Annotated in this window: 15 protein-coding genes and 1 pseudogene; 8 read left to right on the top strand and 8 right to left on the bottom strand. The window is 40.7% G+C overall.

Annotated elements, in window-relative coordinates; genetic code table 11:
* Positions 1-100: 100 nt before the first annotated feature.
* On the top strand, positions 101-1492 hold the full coding sequence (locus ACS72_RS09250; RefSeq protein WP_048881935.1) for a methylenetetrahydrofolate reductase C-terminal domain-containing protein: 1392 nt from the start codon (positions 101-103) through the stop codon (positions 1490-1492).
* Here the strand turns inward: ACS72_RS09250 and ACS72_RS09245 are convergent.
* Positions 1489-2157: an epoxyqueuosine reductase QueH gene (locus ACS72_RS09245; protein ID WP_004647714.1), complete on the bottom strand. Its 669-nt coding sequence runs from the start codon at positions 2155-2157 to the stop codon at positions 1489-1491. The genes ACS72_RS09250 and ACS72_RS09245 overlap by 4 nt on opposite strands.
* 178 nt (positions 2158-2335) lie before the next feature.
* Between ACS72_RS09245 and ACS72_RS09240 the strand changes: the two are divergent.
* The 6 genes and pseudogenes from ACS72_RS09240 to ACS72_RS09215 all read left to right on the top strand — a co-directional run bounded on the left by ACS72_RS09240 (position 2336) and on the right by ACS72_RS09215 (position 8113).
* Positions 2336-3267: pseudogene (locus ACS72_RS09240) on the top strand (IS5 family transposase).
* A gap of 306 nt (positions 3268-3573) precedes the next feature.
* Positions 3574-4557 carry a putative oxygenase MesX gene (locus ACS72_RS09235; RefSeq protein ID WP_004281805.1) on the top strand — a complete coding sequence of 328 codons (984 nt, stop codon included), beginning with the start codon at positions 3574-3576 and terminating at the stop codon, positions 4555-4557.
* A 51-nt stretch (positions 4558-4608) separates the two neighbouring features.
* Positions 4609-5652: a methionine synthase gene (locus ACS72_RS09230; RefSeq protein ID WP_048881934.1), complete on the top strand. Its 1044-nt coding sequence runs from the start codon at positions 4609-4611 to the stop codon at positions 5650-5652.
* A 97-nt stretch (positions 5653-5749) separates the two neighbouring features.
* Positions 5750-6244 (top strand): flavin reductase family protein, encoded by a 495-nt coding sequence (locus ACS72_RS09225; protein WP_048881933.1) that lies wholly within the window; start codon positions 5750-5752, stop codon positions 6242-6244.
* A gap of 43 nt (positions 6245-6287) precedes the next feature.
* Positions 6288-7088 carry a sulfite exporter TauE/SafE family protein gene (locus ACS72_RS09220; RefSeq protein ID WP_048881932.1) on the top strand — a complete coding sequence of 267 codons (801 nt, stop codon included), beginning with the start codon at positions 6288-6290 and terminating at the stop codon, positions 7086-7088.
* Positions 7089-7195: 107 nt separating this feature from the next.
* A complete protein-coding gene (locus ACS72_RS09215) occupies positions 7196-8113 on the top strand; it encodes a LysR family transcriptional regulator (protein WP_048881931.1) in 918 nt (305 codons plus the stop codon).
* 78 nt (positions 8114-8191) lie between these two features.
* On the opposite strand, the gene ACS72_RS09210 is transcribed toward ACS72_RS09215, so the two are convergent.
* The 7 genes from ACS72_RS09210 to ACS72_RS09180 all read right to left on the bottom strand — a co-directional run bounded on the left by ACS72_RS09210 (position 8192) and on the right by ACS72_RS09180 (position 16694).
* On the bottom strand, positions 8192-9529 hold the full coding sequence (locus ACS72_RS09210; protein WP_081405844.1) for an ISNCY family transposase: 1338 nt from the start codon (positions 9527-9529) through the stop codon (positions 8192-8194).
* Between the two features lie 341 nt (positions 9530-9870).
* The gene (locus ACS72_RS09205; protein WP_004281883.1) at positions 9871-10929 is read right to left on the bottom strand and encodes a 2,3-butanediol dehydrogenase; all 1059 of its coding nucleotides are present in this window, start codon (positions 10927-10929) and stop codon (positions 9871-9873) included.
* Between the two features lie 21 nt (positions 10930-10950).
* Positions 10951-11736, bottom strand: coding sequence for an acetoin reductase (locus ACS72_RS09200; protein WP_010326711.1), 786 nt, complete (start codon positions 11734-11736; stop codon positions 10951-10953).
* An 11-nt stretch (positions 11737-11747) separates the two neighbouring features.
* Positions 11748-13148, bottom strand: a complete 1401-nt coding sequence (gene lpdA / locus ACS72_RS09195; protein WP_048881929.1) for a dihydrolipoyl dehydrogenase — start codon at positions 13146-13148, stop codon at positions 11748-11750.
* A gap of 11 nt (positions 13149-13159) precedes the next feature.
* Positions 13160-14695, bottom strand: a complete 1536-nt coding sequence (locus ACS72_RS09190; RefSeq protein ID WP_048881928.1) for a 2-oxo acid dehydrogenase subunit E2 — start codon at positions 14693-14695, stop codon at positions 13160-13162.
* Between the two features lies 1 nt (position 14696).
* Positions 14697-15716 carry an alpha-ketoacid dehydrogenase subunit beta gene (locus ACS72_RS09185; RefSeq protein ID WP_048881927.1) on the bottom strand — a complete coding sequence of 340 codons (1020 nt, stop codon included), beginning with the start codon at positions 15714-15716 and terminating at the stop codon, positions 14697-14699.
* A gap of 15 nt (positions 15717-15731) precedes the next feature.
* On the bottom strand, positions 15732-16694 hold the full coding sequence (locus tag ACS72_RS09180) for a thiamine pyrophosphate-dependent dehydrogenase E1 component subunit alpha (RefSeq protein WP_004812189.1): 963 nt from the start codon (positions 16692-16694) through the stop codon (positions 15732-15734).
* Positions 16695-17036: 342 nt separating this feature from the next.
* On the opposite strand from ACS72_RS09180, the gene lipA reads away from it, so the two are divergent.
* A complete protein-coding gene (gene lipA, locus ACS72_RS09175; RefSeq protein ID WP_048881926.1) occupies positions 17037-18011 on the top strand; it encodes a lipoyl synthase in 975 nt (324 codons plus the stop codon).
* Positions 18012-18264: the final 253 nt, after the last annotated feature.

Here is an 18264-nt window from a genome sequence, read left to right as displayed (position 1 = left end):
AAATTTTCTATATCAGCCTGTTTAAGATTAATCGGGCTGATTCTGTTAGGTCGAATATAATAGCGACCTGCTTTAATCATTTTTATTTGAACTTTATTTTATGTCACAGCTTGCTTCCCATTTTAAGCACAATCAGTTTTGTATTTTGTTGGAATATTTAAGTTCTGCTAAGGGCATTGCCGTACCAATGTCTTTAGCAGAATTTCCATGTGCGATCACTTTGGCAGATCGAGTGCATGCCGATAGTGATTTGGCACCACTTGAATGTGCGAAGACATTTCCTTCATCAGTGGAAAAAATCATCCATTATTCAGGGAAAGGTCGGGATATTACTGATTTTGAGACCTTCTTAAAATCAACTCAAGCTTCGGGACAGAAAAATTTACTGCTTCTCACAGGTGATAAGTTAAAAGGGCATACAAATGGTCAAGATGGAACGAATCGCACCCGATATTTAGAGTCTGTAAATGCGGTCATGGCCGCAAAGTGTTATGGTGGATTTCACATTGGTGTAGCTTTTAATCCCTTTAAATATGCTGAAGCTGAACGTGATGCACAATATTTAAAACTTCACAAAAAGATTAAAGCAGGAGCAGACTTTATCGTTACCCAGTTGGGTTACGATATGGAGGCTTTAAAACAAGCCAAGGCTTTTTTAAATCGTCATCGATACCCACAAAATATACTTGCTTGTGTTATGCCACTTAGTTTGGCACGTGCCAATTTTATGATGAAACATAAGATCGCAGGAATTGTGATTACACCCCACATGTTACGAGTGTTGGCTCAGGAAAAACAGGATGGACGAACTGAGAATGCTTATAAACGTTGTGCTATACAAATATTGATGTGTAAGTATTTGGGTTTTGCAGGTGTGCATCTTTCAGCATGCCATAAGCCTGAAGAGCAAAAGCTTTTAGAAAAATATATTGAACAATATCGACATTATGGTTTACAGGAACTCGAAGCACTCTGGAATGCACTGTGGCAAGTGGAGACTAAAAAGGAACTCGTGCCACAATTAGCTTATTATTCCCGCCAACCATCCTCTAGCCAGCTTATTAAATATCAGCAATTGCATTTCATGCACAAGGCTCTATTTGAGTCCAAAATTGCCAAAGGTGTGGGGCATTTTATTTTTAAAGCCTCATTCTGGGAAAATACGCCTGCAGCAAAAGCATTGTTAAAAACTGAATTTATCTCTAAGCAAGGGGTCGTGGGTTGTGAAAGTTGTGGTCAATGTAGGTTAGGAGATACTTTATATATTTGCCCTGAAACTTGTCCCAAAGGATTGGCGAATGGTCCTTGTGGTGGTACGACATTGGATCGCTGTGAGTTTGGAGATCGTGAATGCATTCATTCTGTGAAAGCCCGACTTGCCAAAGCCGTGGGACAGACTGACGTTCTAAAAGAAAAACTGATTCCAACTGTACCCATTGAAGTCCGTGGAACCAGTTCCTGGAAAAATTGGTATCTGGCGACTGAAGCTTAGCTTTCATCATCCATGGCATTCGAATAAAATTTCACGCCCAATTTGATGCGATCACGACCTTGGCTCATACGCCAACGGTTGGTATCACGTAAGGAGTATACACAGCCACAATATTCTTGTTGGTAGAATTCTTCCTTCTTGCTGATTTCAAGCATACGAACAGCACCACCATTTTTACGCCAGTTGTAGTCCCAATAGGTGATACCTTCATAATGTGAAGCAGAACGATGCCCACAATCATTGATTTGCTTCATATCTTTCCAACGAGAAATACCCAATGAGCTACTAATTAGGCTGAAGCCATTTTCAGCTGCATAAAGGGCAGTCCGTTCAAAGCGCATATCAAAACACATGGTACAGCGAATACCTTTCTCTGGCTCATTTTCCATGCCTTTGGCACGTGCAAACCAATTGTCTGTATCGTAATCACAGTCAATAAAAGGAATATTATGTTTTTCTGCAAAGCGAATATTTTCTTCCTTACGGATTTCATATTCCTTGACAGGGTGAATATTGGGATTATAAAAAAAGATCGAAAAGTCGATGCCTGATTCAATTAGGGTTTCCATCACTTCACCCGAGCATGGTGCACAGCAGGAGTGAAGCAGAAGCTTGTCATGACCTGCTGGGAGAGTCAATTTCTGACGTTCAAGTTTGTTTGACATAGTTATATGGGTTTAAATCTAAACCCTATATTTTAACGATTTAATTAGATAGTAAGGATTTGATATACTGATATTTTCTAAGGTTAAGATGAAAGAAATTCACTAATTGAAATTTAATAAGAACGGCTTTGTTGCACAAACCTATCTGTAAAGGCTTTTTCAGCGATATAATTTTCAAATGAAGAAGCCTACACACAAAATCTACCGCACAACCAATTGGCCCGCATATAACCGAGCACTCATGAGTCGCGGAAATATTGCCATTTGGTTTGATCCTGCTACGCAATGGTATGCGCCATCAAAAGGCAAACAAGGGCGAAATCAAACCTACTCCGACGCAGCCATCCAATGCTGCTTAATGATTAAATCCTTATTTCGTCTGTCTTTACGTATGGTCACTGGCTTTGTGCAAAGTCTGATTAAACTTTGCGGATTAAATTGGATAGCACCAGATTACACCACGCTTTGTAGAAGATAAAAGCATATTGATATTGCGATAAGCTATCAGAAAAGTCGTGATGGGCTACATCTACTCATGGACTCTACAGGCATGAAGTTTCTAGGTGAGGGCGAGTGTAAGCGCAAGAAACATGGACCTGAATGTCGTCGCCAATGGCGTAAACTACAATTGGTATAGATGCTAAAACCCCTCAAATACGCGCTATTGAGCTCACAACCAATAATGTCAGTGATTCACAGGTGCTTGATGATTTACGTAATCAGATTCCACAAGATGAGCAGATTGACTCTGTTTATACCGATGGAGCTTATGGCACCAAGCAATGCCGTCAGGTCATTGCAGATCGGCAAGGGCCTGCAGTGATTCCACCTAGAAAAAATGCGAAACCATGGAAAGATACAAAGAGTAGCTCGCTAGAGCGAAATGACTTACTTCGAACAATTAAACGTTTAGGCAGGACACTATGGAAAAAATGGTCAGGCTATCATCGTCGAAGTTTGGTTGAAACTAAGATGCATTGCATCAAATTATTAGGAGATAAATTAATGGCAAGAAGCTTTCCTAGTCAGGTGAATGAAATTCATGCACGTGTAGCAGTCCTCAACAGATTTACGGAATTAGGTCGACCACTTACCCAAGTTACGCCTTAAATTTGGCTCAATTAGGGGCGCTTTGCATTTCAAATCTTTGTGCAACAAAGCCTTTACACATACTTGATAGTTGGAGATTTATTATCTTTGGTAGAGTTGCAAAAAACATTATCAATTTCAGATAAAGATTTTAGATAGCCGCTTAACTTACTGAATAACTAAAAATCCTCAGAATCTTTAATTTATTAAGATGAGTATTTCTCATCTTAAGCTGAATTTATATCGTTTTACTCACTTTCTTATTCACGTTTAAATATAGCCATTCAGAAATTTAGCTTTTTATAAAATTTTTAGGTGGCAATCTCCATGAGTACAGCATTTGAGTGTTCAATTAAACGTATCCGTTTTGATGAGAATTATACACCAGCAGAAAGCACACGTTTAACCACAAACTTTGCCAATTTGGCACGTGGGGAAAGCCGTGAAGAAAACTTGCGTCGTACCCTTGCGATGATCAACAACCGTTTTAATAGCTTGGCAACCGTTGATAACCCGAAAGGTGATCGCTATTCACTTGAGATTGACATCATTTCTGCTGAAATTGATATCGAAGGTAATGGTCAAACTTTCCCATTTATTGAAACACTGAAAAGTGTAGTGATTGACCATAAAACAGGGGAGCGTATTGAAGGCATGATCGGCAATAGCTTCTCATCTTATGTGCGTGATTACGACTTCAGCGTAGTATTGCCTCAATTGGGTTGTGGTGTAGGTGAAAAACCTGAAGATTTTGGAGATCTACATGGTAAATTGTATCAACATTTGGTGAATTCAGATGTATTTAAGGCAGAATTTACCAAGCCACCTGTGATTTGTTTAAGTGTTTCAACCTCTAAAACCTATTACCGTACGGCAAACGTACATCCTATTTTAGGTGAGGAATATACCAATGATGAATATTCACGTACCGATGAATATTTCGCCAAAATGGGCTTACGTGTACGTTACTTCAAACCAGAAGGTGGTAATGCACCATTAGCATTCTATTTCGCTGGCGACTTAGTCCGTGATTATACTGATTTTGAATTGATCAGCGCGATTGCAACCATGGAAAGCTTCCAAAAAATTTATCGTCCTGAAATTTACAACACCAACTCTCCGGCAGGTGTGGAGTATCAACCAAGCTTGAGCTATGGCGATTACTCACTGACACGTATCGTTTATGACCGTGTTGAACGTGCTGAGTTAGCGGTTAAGCAAGGTAAATGGACAGAAGAAAACTTCATCAAACCATATCAAGATATTTTAAATGAATGGGCAGCAAACTTTAAGGTCGAAACAGCTGCTTAAGACATCGAATTGACACACAGACTGACGAATTTTAGAGAAAGAAGATTAGACATGGCGCTTACACAACCGAAACTTTTACTCCCAACTTCAACTGCGGGTAGCTTGCCAAAACCGTCTTGGTTAGCTGAACCTGAAAAATTATGGTCTGCATGGAAGCTTGAAGGCGAAGAATTATTAGAAGCTAAACGTGATGCTTTGAAATTATCATTACATGAGCAAGTCACTGCAGGTATTGATATCGTAAGTGACGGTGAGCAAACCCGTCAGCACTTTGTAACCACGTTTATTGAACATCTTGAAGGTGTAGATTTCGAAAAGCGTGAAACCATGCGTATTCGTAATCGTTATGATGCAAGTGTACCTTCAGTTGTGGGTGAAGTTTCTCGTAAAAAAGCAGTGTTTGTAGACGATGCGAAATTTTTACGCAGCCAAACCAGTCAGCCAATTAAATGGGCGTTGCCTGGTCCAATGACCATGATTGATACACTTTTTGACGGACACTACAAGAGCCGTGAAAAACTGGCTTGGGAATTTGCCAAAATTTTGAACCAAGAAGCTTTAGAACTTGAAGCAGCAGGCGTAGACATTATTCAATTTGATGAACCTGCGTTTAACGTATTCTTTGATGAAGTGAATGACTGGGGTGTACCAACCTTAGAACGTGCACTTGAAGGTCTAAAGTGTGAAACAGCCGTTCATATTTGCTATGGTTACGGCATTAAAGCCAATACAGATTGGAAACAAACTTTAGGTAATGAATGGCGTCAATACGAAGAGTCATTCCCGAAACTACAACAATCTAAGCTCGATATTATTTCACTTGAATGTCAAAACTCACGTGTACCAATGGATTTAATCGAATTGATCCATGGTAAGAAAGTGATGGTGGGTGCAATTGATGTGGCAACCACTCAAGTGGAAACTGCAGAGGAAGTAGCAAATACGCTACGCAAAGCATTGAAATTTGTTGATGCAGATAAACTGTATCCTTCAACTAACTGTGGTATGACACCGCTATCTCGCCAAGTGGCACGTGGCAAACTTGAAGCTTTAAGCGCAGGTGCTGCCATTGTTCGTAAAGAGCTAGAAGCTTAATCAAACGTAGTCTCGTGCGAAGCAGAACAAATCATCGCAAGGTCATTTGTCCAGCTTTATGCACGAGCACGTGATATGTACATTTGAGATGAAAGAGATGATTGAAGCAACAGACTTTAGAAATGCAATGTCTTTACTCACCACAGCAGTGAATGTTATTACGACTTCGGGTGAAACAGGTATGCATGGATTTACTGCATCTGCCGTATGTAGCGTGACGGATACACCGCCAATGTTATTAGTCTGTATGAATCAATCCTCCCGTTCACATGCCCATTTTGTTGAAAATAAAGTCTTGGCTGTAAACGTACTAAGTACTCAGCATGAACAGCTTTCAAATGCTTTTGCTTCAAGTAAATTCAGCTCAGAAGATCGTTTCAAACTCGGTGATTGGAGTACGATGGAAACTGGTTCACCTATTTTGAAAGATGCCTTGGTCAGTTTTGACTGTGAGATTCAAGATATTCAGCAAGTCGGTACACACAGTGTTTTCATGTGTCGTGTGCTTCAAGTTCAACAAAGCGATCAAGAAGAAAGTCTGGTGTATTTTAACCGTGCTTATCATCAAGTGGGTCAATTGGAACACGTTTAACCCAATGCCTTAATTCCTTCATCTTTTTAAAAGTTAGTCTATTGTGGAACTTATAACCTTTTTAATCATCGGTGCTTTTGCTGGTTTTGCAGCAGGGCTGTTTGGTGTCGGCGGTGGTACGATTATTGTACCACTGCTTTTTATTGTCTTTACCCAAATGGGCTATGACCCCGATGTGGTTATGCACCTCGCATTAGGTACATCTTTGGCAACCATTGTTGTAACCTCGATTAGCTCATTGATGGCGCATCATAAAACTGGTGCTGTGATTTGGCCTGTTTTTAAAAATCTAGCGCCACCTATGGCAATTGGTTGTTTTTTTGGGGCAGGTATTGCTGGTTTGATATCAGGATTACATCTACAAATCATTGTTGGCTTATTTCTGATTTGGGTCGCATATACGATGTTTACAGGTGCCAAAAAAGCAATTGACCCAACGAAAACGTTACCCTCATCAGGTCAACAAGTTGCTGCAGGTAGTGTGATTGGGGTCGCATCAGCAATCTTTGGTATTGGTGGTGGAAGTCTGACGGTTCCATATTTGAATCGCTATGGTGTGGTCATGCAGAAGGCTGTTGGAACATCTGCGGCGTGTGGGTTACCGATTGCGGTTGCAGGTGCATTAGGATTTATGATTTTTGGCATGAATGCTGAAATCAATGTGCCGAATACTATTGGTTATGTTCATATTTATGCCTTCATTGGCATCAGTATCATGAGTTTCATCACTGCAAAATTTGGTGCGAAGGCTGCACATGCCTTATCGCCAGTAATGTTGAAGAAATGCTTTGCCGTTTTATTGGTCATTGTTGGATGCTTTTTCCTTGTGAAAGGATTCATTTGATATTAAGCAATGATCATTCATCATGTTAAATAGCCTGCTTCATGTGGGCTTTTAATCTTTGCTTTTAATGTATCCTTACAAGGACAATGATTTGAGTTTCTCCCAAGATGATCGAATTAAAACACTTAAAAATGCTTTCAGCTTTAAGAGAACATGGTTCTTTAGTCGCAGCTGCGAGCGATCTTTGCATTACACCTTCAGCGGTATCTCATCAGCTACGTGAGCTTGATCAGTGGATGGGGGTTGAGGTCGTGAACCGCAAGACTCGGCCTATTACTTTTTCTAATGTTGGTCAACGTCTACTAAAACTAGCAGATGAGATTTTGCCACAAGTACAAATCGCACAAGCTGATATCAGTAGAATTCTGCATGGTCAAACAGGTCGAATCACATTTTCTTCTGAATGCCATAGTTGTTTCGATTGGCTTATGCCACTATTAAATCAGTATCGTATTCAATATCCAGATGTCGATTTAGACTTCGCATCAGGATTTGAAGCGAATCCACATGAGTTATTGCAAAATGGCGAATTTGACTTACTGATTACAGCAGATCCAATCGCTTTAAAAGGTGTTGAATACTTTCCGGTATTTGAATATGAATCGCGACTTGTTTTATCAACAACCCATCCATTGGTACGTGTAGAACAAATTACCGCTCAAGAGTTAGCTGAAGAAACACTGATTACTTATCCAGTGGATAAACATCGTTTAGATATCATGTCGAAACTATTTATTCCTGCAAATATTCAACCTAAAAACATTCGAACCACTGACTTAACCCAAATGCTGATTCAGCTTGTGGCGAGCGGACGTGGTATTGCAGCGCTACCTGATTGGGTAGTGGATGAATATGAAGCGAAAGGCTGGGTCACGTCACGACGTCTAGAATGTGTTTCACCTGAAGGATTACGCCGAACCTTATATGCAGGTTTTAGAACGGATGAAAAACAAAGAGACTATTTTGAAGGGTTCTTAAAGCAGCTTGAACGATTTTCTAAGAAACGAAATAGCTATTATGCTTAAATCTAGGCTTTTTTCCTTCACTTCAGGGTCAAAGGAGTGCTAAAAAAATGTAGAGTAGATTTGTATGTTATTCACCAATTAAAATGTCCTGTTTTTTACCCCCCAAGAGTCAAGCACAGGATTCAGATTTCGTTCTTTGATTACTGTTTTCTGTGCACGTCTGCTTGGCATCTTTTGAGAACGATTGCGTTTATTTTGTTGTTCTAGTTCTTCATGCTGCTGTTGAATATGGGCTAATACAGAACCCAAACGTTTATTTTCAACAATCTCTCGCTGGTTGAGCTGACTTAATTTATCGAAGATGCTGTAATTGATTTTTCTTTTCTGATATTCAATCGCGACTGTACTATCCGGGTATTCCAGAAACTCAAGATACTTGCCAATCAATCTTTGGTTTTCTTCCGTGTTTTCCAGGAGATATACGCATTTATCATAAGTGATCGTCAGGCTATTCGTGACTCTGCGGGGTTCACGCCAGGTAAAAATATCATCTAATTCTTCGGCTGTTTCAGTGACAGTCCGGTGTAGATCCTTGGGATTAAAGGCCATCTTGGCAAACTTCTGATTGAACTGCTCAATGAAGCAGGGTAGCCAGGCATTGGCTTCGGCAATCGAACTGATGCCTTCCAGACGCATTTCTTTGATCAGACGGTCCTGAAGCGTTCTATTGGCTCGTTCTACACGGCCTTTGGCCTGTGGTGAATTAGCGAAGATAATATCGATATTCAGGGTGCTGAGTACGCGCCCAAACTGGGTAATCTTGGTGTCTTTCTTACTGCTTTGATTCACCCTGAAGACTGAATATTTATCGCTGTAGAAGGCTAAAGGCTTACCATGCTGCTCAACATACAAACGTGTTGAAATCATATAGTCAAAGGTTGATTCCGACTCACAGAAGCGTAAATGCTGTAATTTGCCTGTGGCATCATCGATAAATACCAGCAGACAGCATTTAGGGGCTCGACCTTCAAACCAGTCATGGTGTGAGCCATCGATTTGGATCAGTTCACCATAACAGTCCCGGTTATAACGAGGCTGATACGGGCGTTTCAGACGCTTGGCGCGAGGAATCCATAAATCGGCTGCAATCATCCAGGAACGCAGTGTTTCCACTGAAATATCAAAGCCATGAACGGTGGTGAGCTTTTCATGCGCTAAAGTGGGTCCGAAACCATGCAGTTGATCAGAAACAATATTGAGGCACTTGAGTCTGAGCTCTTCAGGAAGCCTGGAATTGCTGATTTGACCACGACCGGCATGGGCTAATGCAGCTGGGCCTTGAGCTTTGTATTTTTGCAATAAACGTCTGATCTGACGCTCTGAAATATGCAGTAGCTGAGCAGCCTGGGACTGGGTTATGCGTTGATCACAGATTTCCTGCAAGACCGACAATCGTTTAAGTTCTTTATCCGACATAGACACCAACATATCAAACCGTCCGCTAAGAAAATTGCAAAAGTGCATATTCTAAAAGCGGACATTTTTACTTTGGAGAAACCGGACATTTCTACTTTGGGCTTACAATAGTATTTCGTATAATATTGATTATGTTAAATAGACGAATTTCGGTATTAAATTCATTAATATTGATATAAATTAAATTATACATTATGTGTTGTCAATTTCTTCTTAAAAAATAGAGTTTTCCAATCACTATTATGAGAATGAGTTTGTAAATACAGACTCATTTCCTATCGCTATAAATATTAAAAATAGCTACATAGAGTTTATCTCTAGCTTATTCAAATTAGGCTTTACTATGGATGAACAATAATTTTTACAGCAGACTCATTATTATGAATCAACGTTTCAAAGCCTTTAGAAACAAGATCATCTAATGCAATACGTTGGGTAATAAAAGGTTCTAGATTAATCTTACCTTGCTCGACTAAACGGATGGTTTCCTGATGGTCATTGACATAAGCTATCGTGCCACGAATGTCTAGTTCTTTCATCACTACACTATGCACATTAATTGTGGCAGGATGGCTCCAAATAGAAACGATAACGACTACACCAGTTGGTTTCATTGCTGCAACGAGTGTATCCATGACTTTATTAACACTACTACATTCAAAAGCGACATCAACACCACGGTCTTCCGTAATTTTCATCACTTCAGCGACCACATCAACCTTAGATGGATCTAGCACATAATCTGCAACACCCGCTTCTATCGCTTTTTCTTTACGCTTTGCACTCAATTCAGTAATGATGACCGTGAGACCTTTAGCCTTTAAAATGGCTGATAAAAGTAAACCTATAGGGCCTGCTCCACCAACCAGTGCTATATCGCCAGCTTTTGCACCACTTCTGACATAGGCATGATGACCGACAGATAAAGGTTCTATCAATGCGGCCTGATCTAAGGGAATATCATTTGAAATAGGATGTACCCAACGTCGTTGAACTGCAATTTTTTCAGAAAGACCGCCGCCACGTCCGCCTAAACCAATAAAGTTCATATTTTTTGATAAATGATACTTATCATTCGGGCCAGTCGGGACATCATCCGCAATAATATAGGGTTCAACTACGACATGTTGTCCAATTTGGATATCGTCTACACCCTCACCAACTGCATAAACTACGCCTGAAAATTCATGTCCCATTGTTACAGGTGCAGATTCTCCCGAAATTGGATGTGGATGACCACAAGGTGGAATAAAAATAGGGCCTTCCATGAATTCATGTAAATCTGTACCGCAAATACCGCACCATGCAACTTGAATTCCAACTGTGCCTGGAAGTACTTTCGGTTCAGGGATATCTTCAATTCGAATATCCCCTCGATCATAAAAACGAGCTGCTTTCATTGTGTATTCCTTATGTTGATATTAACGGTAAACCATTCCACCATCTGTCAAAATAGACTGACCTGTAATATAGTTTGCATCCTCGCTGGCTAAAAATGCAACTAATGCAGCCACGTCATCTGGTGTTTCAGCACGTCCTAAAGCAATACCATCTACATATTTTTTATACGTTTGACCAATTGGTGCACCTGTAATTTCAGAGAACCGCTGATCTATTTCGACCCACATGTCTGTACCAACAACACCCGGACAATAACTATTTACAGTAATTTCAACACTGGCATATTCTTTAGCCGCAGCTTGCGTCAATGCACGAACTGCAAATTTAGTTGCCGAATAAACACCGAGTAAAGCAAAGCCTTCATGACCTGCTATTGAGCATGCATTAATAATTTTTCCAGCCTGTTGGCGTTGTTTAAATTTATTTGCTGCGGCTTGAATCCCCCAAAGTACACCACCGACATTGATGTTCATAATTTGGTTAAATTCACTCGGCGTTACTTCTGCCAAAGCTTTGACTTGTGCAATACCTGCATTATTAATCATGATATCAAAACCATTAAGTGTCGATTCTGCATGATTAATAGCGTCACTGATTTGTATTGGATCTGAAATATCCGCAATAAATGTGGTGGCTTTTACGCCAAAGGCTTCAACCTCTTGTTGAACAGTATTTAACTTTTCTTGGTGAAGATCGACCAATCCAATATGAACACCTTCTTGTGCTAAACGTAAGGCAATACCGCGTCCAATACCTTGTGCCGCACCCGTAATTAATGCAACTTTATTGTTTAAACCTCTAGGCATGTTGCGACTCCTTAAATATGGATTGCACGTTGCATCGCCGACAAGACCGACTCATGCATCGCCTCAGACAAAGTAGGATGAGGGAAAATGACCTGCGCTAAGCTTTCATCTGTAGCTTCTAGGTATTTCGCGATGGCAAACCCTTGAATGTGTTCGGTGACTTCATGTCCAACCATGTGAGCACCCAACAATTCACCTGTTTCCTGACTAAAAATGGTTTTAACAAATCCTGCGCTATCGCCCAAAGCCAATGCTTTACCATTCGCTTGTAAAGGAAACTTACCCACATTGATATTCAAGCCCGCAGCTTTCGCTTTCTGTTCTGTCAAACCAATACTGGCCACTTGCGGATGGGTAAAGATACAGCCCGGAATTTGTGTACGATCTAAAGCATGTACATGACTTAGGCCTGCAATTTTCTCCACACAAAGAATGGCTTCATGACTGGCTTTGTGTGCCAAACACGGTGCGCCTGCGACATCACCAATTGCATAAATGCCCACTACATTGGTTTTACACCATGAGTCGACTTTAATAAAACCATCCTCAAATTCAATTCCCAAAGCTTCTAGGCCAAGATTTCCAGCATTCGGTTTCACGCCAATAGCTGAAAGCACCTTTTCAACAGTAATGATTTGCACACCTGTGGCAGTTTCAATATGACAATGTACTTGAGCCTGATCAGTTTCTATTTTTTTTACAGTCGCTTCGGTTAAAACCTGCATACCCTGCTGTTCAAATTGCTTTTGTACATACTTCGCAACTTCAATGTCTTCGCTAGGGAGAATCTGCTTTGCAATATCAACCAAGGTAACTTGGCAGCCTAAGTCTTGGTATAGGCTTGCAAACTCACTGCCTATAGCCCCCGAACCAATGACCAGTAAAGATTTTGGTAATTGTTCGGGAACTAAAGCCTCTTTATAACTCCAGACCTGATGGCCATCTACAGGAATATGAGGCAAATTGGCCGCACGTGCACCTGTTGCGACAATAATATGCGGTGCAGAAATCTGCTGTTTTTGACCATTCGCATCTGTAAGCTCTAATTGCTCTTTGGCAATAAACTGGGCTGCTGCGTTAAAAACAGTGATTTGATTTTTTTTCAATAGTTGACCGATACCTTGCACGAGTTGCTCAGAAACCTGTCTGCTATGATAGACCAGTTTTTGAATGTCAAAATCAATCGCGTTAAGCGTAAAACCAAACTGCCCAGCATGTTTGAACTGCTGCGCAAGCACAGCCCCGCTCAATAATGCCTTGGTTGGAATGCATCCCCAATTAAGACATACTCCGCCTAAGTGTTGTTTTTCAACGATTGCCGTTTTTAATCCCAGTTGCGCTGCGCGAATCGCAGCGACATATCCTCCAGGACCAGCACCAATAACCACAAGATCAAATTGTGTATCTGACATGACTATTCCTCCTACACCAAAATTAATGCAGGATTTTCGACAAACTGCTTAAATGCCGATAAGAATTGAGCACCCAACGCACCATCAATGACACGATGATCACAAGACAATGTTGCGGTCACCATTTCACGAACAACAATCTCATCATTTTCAACGACAGCACGTTTCTCTGCTGCACCTAAGGCTAGAATTGCACCTTGAGGCGGGTTAATAATGGCATCAAACTGTTGAATACCAAGCATGCCCAAATTGGAAATACTGAAACTGCCCCCTTGAAACTCATCAGGTGCCAATTTTCCAGTTTTGGCACGTGTCGCCAGATCACGCATATCATTGGAAATTTGCGCCAAAGATTTACGGTTCGCTGCTTTAATAATTGGCGTGATCAGTCCATTTTCGATGGCTACAGCAACCGAAATATCAGCCTGTTCAAACTGTAAAATCTGCTGATTCTCTTCATCAAACTGAACATTAACTTGTGGAACTTTAATCAGTGCAGCAGCAGCAGCTTTAATCAGCATATCATTAATGGACAGTTTGACTTGCGGTACAGTACTGTTAATTTGCTGACGCAAAGCCTGAACCGACTCAACCTTTAAGTCTATCGTTAAGCGAAAATGTGGTGCATTGCGTTTTGCCGCTTGTAGCCGTGCAGCGATTGCTTTACGCATACCATTCATAGCTACGGTGGTGAATTTTGCTGACTCTGTTGGATGCGCATACTCAGTATGTTGAGCTTGTACAGGGTTTTCACGTTGATATACAGCTTCAACATCTTCCTTACAGACTCGTCCACGTGAACCCGATGCACGACAATCATGCAAATTAATGCCCCATTGTTTTGCCAAACGGCGAGCAACAGGTGTTGCTAGAACATCACTATCATCTGCTTTAGATTTCGCGGCTTTCGTACTAGCTTGATGACGTACATCTGGCCAAGAACCACCAGCAGCTTGAACTGCGGCCTGAATATCTTGAACACTGATACGGCCTTCACGTCCAGAACCCGTAATCTGAGCCAAGTTTACATTATGCTTTTCAGCCAATTTCAAGGCATGTGGCGTTGCAAAAATATCATCGCTTTGTTGGTAGCCTTGTAACGCAACAGGAATAGAATATCCGCCCTGAGTCACCGCTTTTGATCCATTACCAACACTGTTCTGTTTAGGAGCAGCTTGTACTTTGCTTTCAACTTGAGCCACATCGACTTTTTCAGGAACCGCTGCTACCGCTTTATTTTCAGTTACAGCAGGTGTTCCACCTAAAGACTGTGCAAATGCTTCAACTTCTGCATCGGAAACTTGAGCGTCTGCACAAATTGCAATGACTCCACCTACGACAAGGGTATCACCATCTTTAGCAATAATTTTTCGTAGCAGGCCATCAAAAGGTGCCTCCAATACATTGACGATTTTTGTGGTTTCAATTTCACAAATTTCCTGTCCTTTACTAAATTGGGTACCTTCCTGAATCAGCCATTGGGCAATCGTACCCTCTTCCATGGACAAACCCCATTTTGGGATTTCTAAAGTTTTAATTTCGCTCATCCTAAGCCTCCAACGTCTTGCGTACAGCCTGTTCGATGCGTTCTACACTAGGTAGCCATTCTTTTTCTAGTACTGGTGAAAATGGTACGGGTGAGTGTGGTGGAGTGACTAATTCGATTGGTGCTTTAAGATAATGAAAGCCTTTCTGGGCAATAAGCGCAGCCACATCATGTCCGAAACCACAACGTGCGGCAGATTCATCTACAATCACCACACGACCTGTTGAAGCTACGGACTCTAAAATGCCATCTTCGTCTAATGGTGAAATGGTTCTAGGGTCAACCACTTCAACCGAAATGCCTTCTTTTGCGAGCTTATCAGCGACTTCATTGGCACGATGCACCATCAAACTTAAGGCAATAATGGTGATATCAGTACCTTCACGGGTGTAATTTGCGACACCAAAAGGAATAGTGTAGGACTCATCTGGCACTTCGCCCTTAATGTCGTACAACAACTTGTGTTCACAAAAGACTACTGGGTCGTCATCTCGAATGGCTTGAATCAACAACCCTTTTACATCATAGGCACTTGAAGGCACCACCACTTTTAAACCAGGCACTGAGGCAAACACGTTATATGGCGACTGAGAATGCTGCGCTGCTGCGGAAAAACCTGCACCAATCATGCCACGTACAACGAGTGGCGCTTTGGCTTTGCCGCCAAACATGTAGCGAAATTTAGCTGCTTGGTTATACAGCATGTCATAACACACGCCGTAAAAATCCATAAACATTAAATCTGCCACAGGTCTTAAACCCGTTGCAGCAGCACCTGCCGCCATACCAATAATCGCTGATTCTGTAATTGGAGTATCAATGACTCGTTCAGAACCAAATTCAGTCCATAAGCCTTTGGTTACACCAAGTACACCGCCAAAACCTTCCAGCTTATTATCATCGGTATTTTTACCACCATGTCCACCACGAACATCTTCACCGACCACAATGACACTTGGGTCTCGGCGCATTTCTAATTCAATTGCTTCTTTAATCGCGTTTCGATAACTTTTATTTGGCATTTTTCTACTATTCCTTTAGTAAGAGACGTATACATCGGTAAGTAACTGAGAGGCTTCTGGGTACTTAGCTGCACGTGCCTTTGCAACGGCATCGTCTACATTGGCTTTAGACTGAGCGTCAATCGCATCGAGCTTGGCTTCGTCAATTTTGTCTTTGACTTTTTCGCGGAATATTTTCAATGGATCTTTATGTTCTTTGACATAATCCAGTTCTTCTTTAGAACGGATAAGCCCTGGATCACCTTCAAAATGTCCATAAAATCGGTTGGTTACCGTTTCAATCACACTCGGCCCTTCACCACGGCGGGCACGTTCAATGGCTTTTTGTGCAACCTCATACACAGCAAAAAAGTCTGTTCCATCTACTTTTTCAGCGGGTAAGCCAAAACCTGCTGCTCGGCCTGCAATATCTTTACTGCCTACGGCATAATCATGTGCAGTACCTTCACCAAAACCGTTATTTTCAAAAACAAAAATGACAGGAAGCTTTAACACAACAGCCATATTAATGGCTTCAAAAGTTAAGCCCTGATTTGAACCGCCATCACCGGTAAAAGATAGACCAATCCCACCATTTTTGAGTGTTTTAGCACTTAAAGCTGCCCCAATAGCCAAAGGTGGACCACCACCCACAATACCGTTTGCACCGAGCATGCCTTTATCTAAGTCCGCAATGTGCATTGAGCCGCCTTTACCACGACACAAACCATCATCTTTGCCAAAAATTTCTAGCATCATGGCGTGAATGTCACAGCCCTTTGCAATACAATGTCCGTGACCACGATGTGTTGAGGTAATGAAGTCCTTATCTGTTAAATTTTCACAGATCCCTACGGCAACAGCTTCCTCACCGCTATAAAGGTGGATGAAACCTGGGATATCACCTGTATTGTTTTCATCGTGAAGTCGATCCTCAAATTCACGAATGTCGCGCATTCTTTTGTATGCTGCTAGCAATTGCTCTTCCGTTAATTGCATATATTTATTCCTTATTAACTACGCTTAAAAGAAAATCCCAAGTTGAATAACTGGATTTTTAAATCGTATATTTATATAAGAATATTTTTATTTAATTTCATATTAGACTAAAAAAATATAATGCATAAAAACATAAGATAAACATTAAAAACAATGGTTTATAAAATTAAGAAATTTGTAAATTTTTTAATATTATTCAGCTATATACAAAAACAAACCTTTAACCAACCTTTGTTTTATATGATAAGTTTTTTGCCCTGTTTTAATATTATTAATGCATTTAAAGCAGCTTATTTAATATCAGGCTCAATATTAATTATTTTAAACGACGGAGTGTTTGAAATGGATTTAAATAACCCAGTATTAACTGGAAAGAAGTTACGTGGCGCTAAAAAAATGGCGCGTATTCCAATTAAAGTTGTTCCAACGGAAACGATACCGAAAAAGCCAGAATGGATCCGGACTAAAATTAGTCGACCTGAGGAAGTCCAAATCATTAAGGATTTATTAAGACAACAAAAACTACATACCGTTTGCGAAGAAGCGGCTTGTCCTAACTTGCCGCAATGTTTCGGTAGTGGAACAGCAACATTCATGATTATGGGAGATATCTGTACTCGACGCTGTCCATTCTGTGATGTCTCGCATGGCCGTCCTAATGCCTTAGATATTAACGAGCCACTGCATTTGGCTGAAACGGTGAAGAATCTAAACTTAAAGTATGTTGTGATTACTTCCGTTGACCGAGATGATTTAAAAGATGGCGGTGCACAGCATTTTGCAGATTGCATTCGAGAAATTCGTCAAACTAGTCCAGACACTTTGATTGAAATTTTGGTTCCTGATTTTCGTGGTCGCGCAGATAGTGCACTTAAAATTCTGAGCAAAAATCCACCTGATGTCTTTAATCACAATATTGAAACCGTGCCACGCCTGTATAAAGCCATGCGACCAGGCGCTGACTATCAGCATTCATTGAATTTACTTAAGAAATTTAAACACTACTGCCCTGATATCCCAACGAAATGTGGTTTGATGGTGGGTTTAGGAGAGATTGAAGCTGAGGTTATTGCGTTATTAAATGATTTGAAAGATTATCAAATTGATTATGTCACAATCGGCCAATACCTACAGCCATCCAAATCACATGCGCCAATTCATCGTTTTGTTACATTGCAAGAGTTTAAACATTATCAAACTCATGGAGAGCACTTAGAGTTTAAGAATATTTGGAGTGCACCATTAGTGCGATCGAGTTATTTTGCTGACCGCCAGTATTATGGTGAGGCTGTACCTGTGCCCTACGTGCGTGAATGACATTTTCATCATTTAAAGGATCCTATTTATCAACATAATGGTTACTTTTATTAACACTTCAGATAAAAATAGTCATTTCCAGTCCATAACAACAATTTTAAAGTAGCTAAAAGGCTGGTAAAACCCAAAAAAGGTTATTTAACGAATCCAAGAAAAAATGATTTGGTACACGTAAGAAAAGATTGAATGAGTATAGATCTGGAAACTGATTTCTGAAGTTTAAAGATATTACAGTCTAATCATAAAGGAATAT

It is taken from the genome of Acinetobacter sp. VT 511 (genome assembly GCF_001077515.1).
In the GTDB taxonomy this organism is placed as follows: Bacteria; Pseudomonadota; Gammaproteobacteria; order Pseudomonadales; family Moraxellaceae; genus Acinetobacter; species Acinetobacter schindleri.
This window is presented reverse-complemented; position numbering and strand designations above follow the sequence as displayed.

Coding starts and splice junctions, on each gene's coding strand:
- ACS72_RS09250 (WP_048881935.1), top strand. CDS start 101: ATGTCACAGCTTGCTTCCCATTTTAAGCACAATCAGTTTTGTATTTTG.
- ACS72_RS09245 (WP_004647714.1), bottom strand. CDS start 2,157: ATGTCAAACAAACTTGAACGTCAGAAATTGACTCTCCCAGCAGGTCAT.
- ACS72_RS09235 (WP_004281805.1), top strand. CDS start 3,574: ATGAGTACAGCATTTGAGTGTTCAATTAAACGTATCCGTTTTGATGAG.
- ACS72_RS09230 (WP_048881934.1), top strand. CDS start 4,609: ATGGCGCTTACACAACCGAAACTTTTACTCCCAACTTCAACTGCGGGT.
- ACS72_RS09225 (WP_048881933.1), top strand. CDS start 5,750: ATGATTGAAGCAACAGACTTTAGAAATGCAATGTCTTTACTCACCACA.
- ACS72_RS09215 (WP_048881931.1), top strand. CDS start 7,196: ATGATCGAATTAAAACACTTAAAAATGCTTTCAGCTTTAAGAGAACAT.
- ACS72_RS09210 (WP_081405844.1), bottom strand. CDS start 9,529: ATGTCGGATAAAGAACTTAAACGATTGTCGGTCTTGCAGGAAATCTGT.
- ACS72_RS09205 (WP_004281883.1), bottom strand. CDS start 10,929: ATGAAAGCAGCTCGTTTTTATGATCGAGGGGATATTCGAATTGAAGAT.
- ACS72_RS09200 (WP_010326711.1), bottom strand. CDS start 11,736: ATGCCTAGAGGTTTAAACAATAAAGTTGCATTAATTACGGGTGCGGCA.
- lpdA (WP_048881929.1), bottom strand. CDS start 13,148: ATGTCAGATACACAATTTGATCTTGTGGTTATTGGTGCTGGTCCTGGA.
- ACS72_RS09190 (WP_048881928.1), bottom strand. CDS start 14,695: ATGAGCGAAATTAAAACTTTAGAAATCCCAAAATGGGGTTTGTCCATG.
- ACS72_RS09185 (WP_048881927.1), bottom strand. CDS start 15,716: ATGCCAAATAAAAGTTATCGAAACGCGATTAAAGAAGCAATTGAATTA.
- ACS72_RS09180 (WP_004812189.1), bottom strand. CDS start 16,694: ATGCAATTAACGGAAGAGCAATTGCTAGCAGCATACAAAAGAATGCGC.
- lipA (WP_048881926.1), top strand. CDS start 17,037: ATGGATTTAAATAACCCAGTATTAACTGGAAAGAAGTTACGTGGCGCT.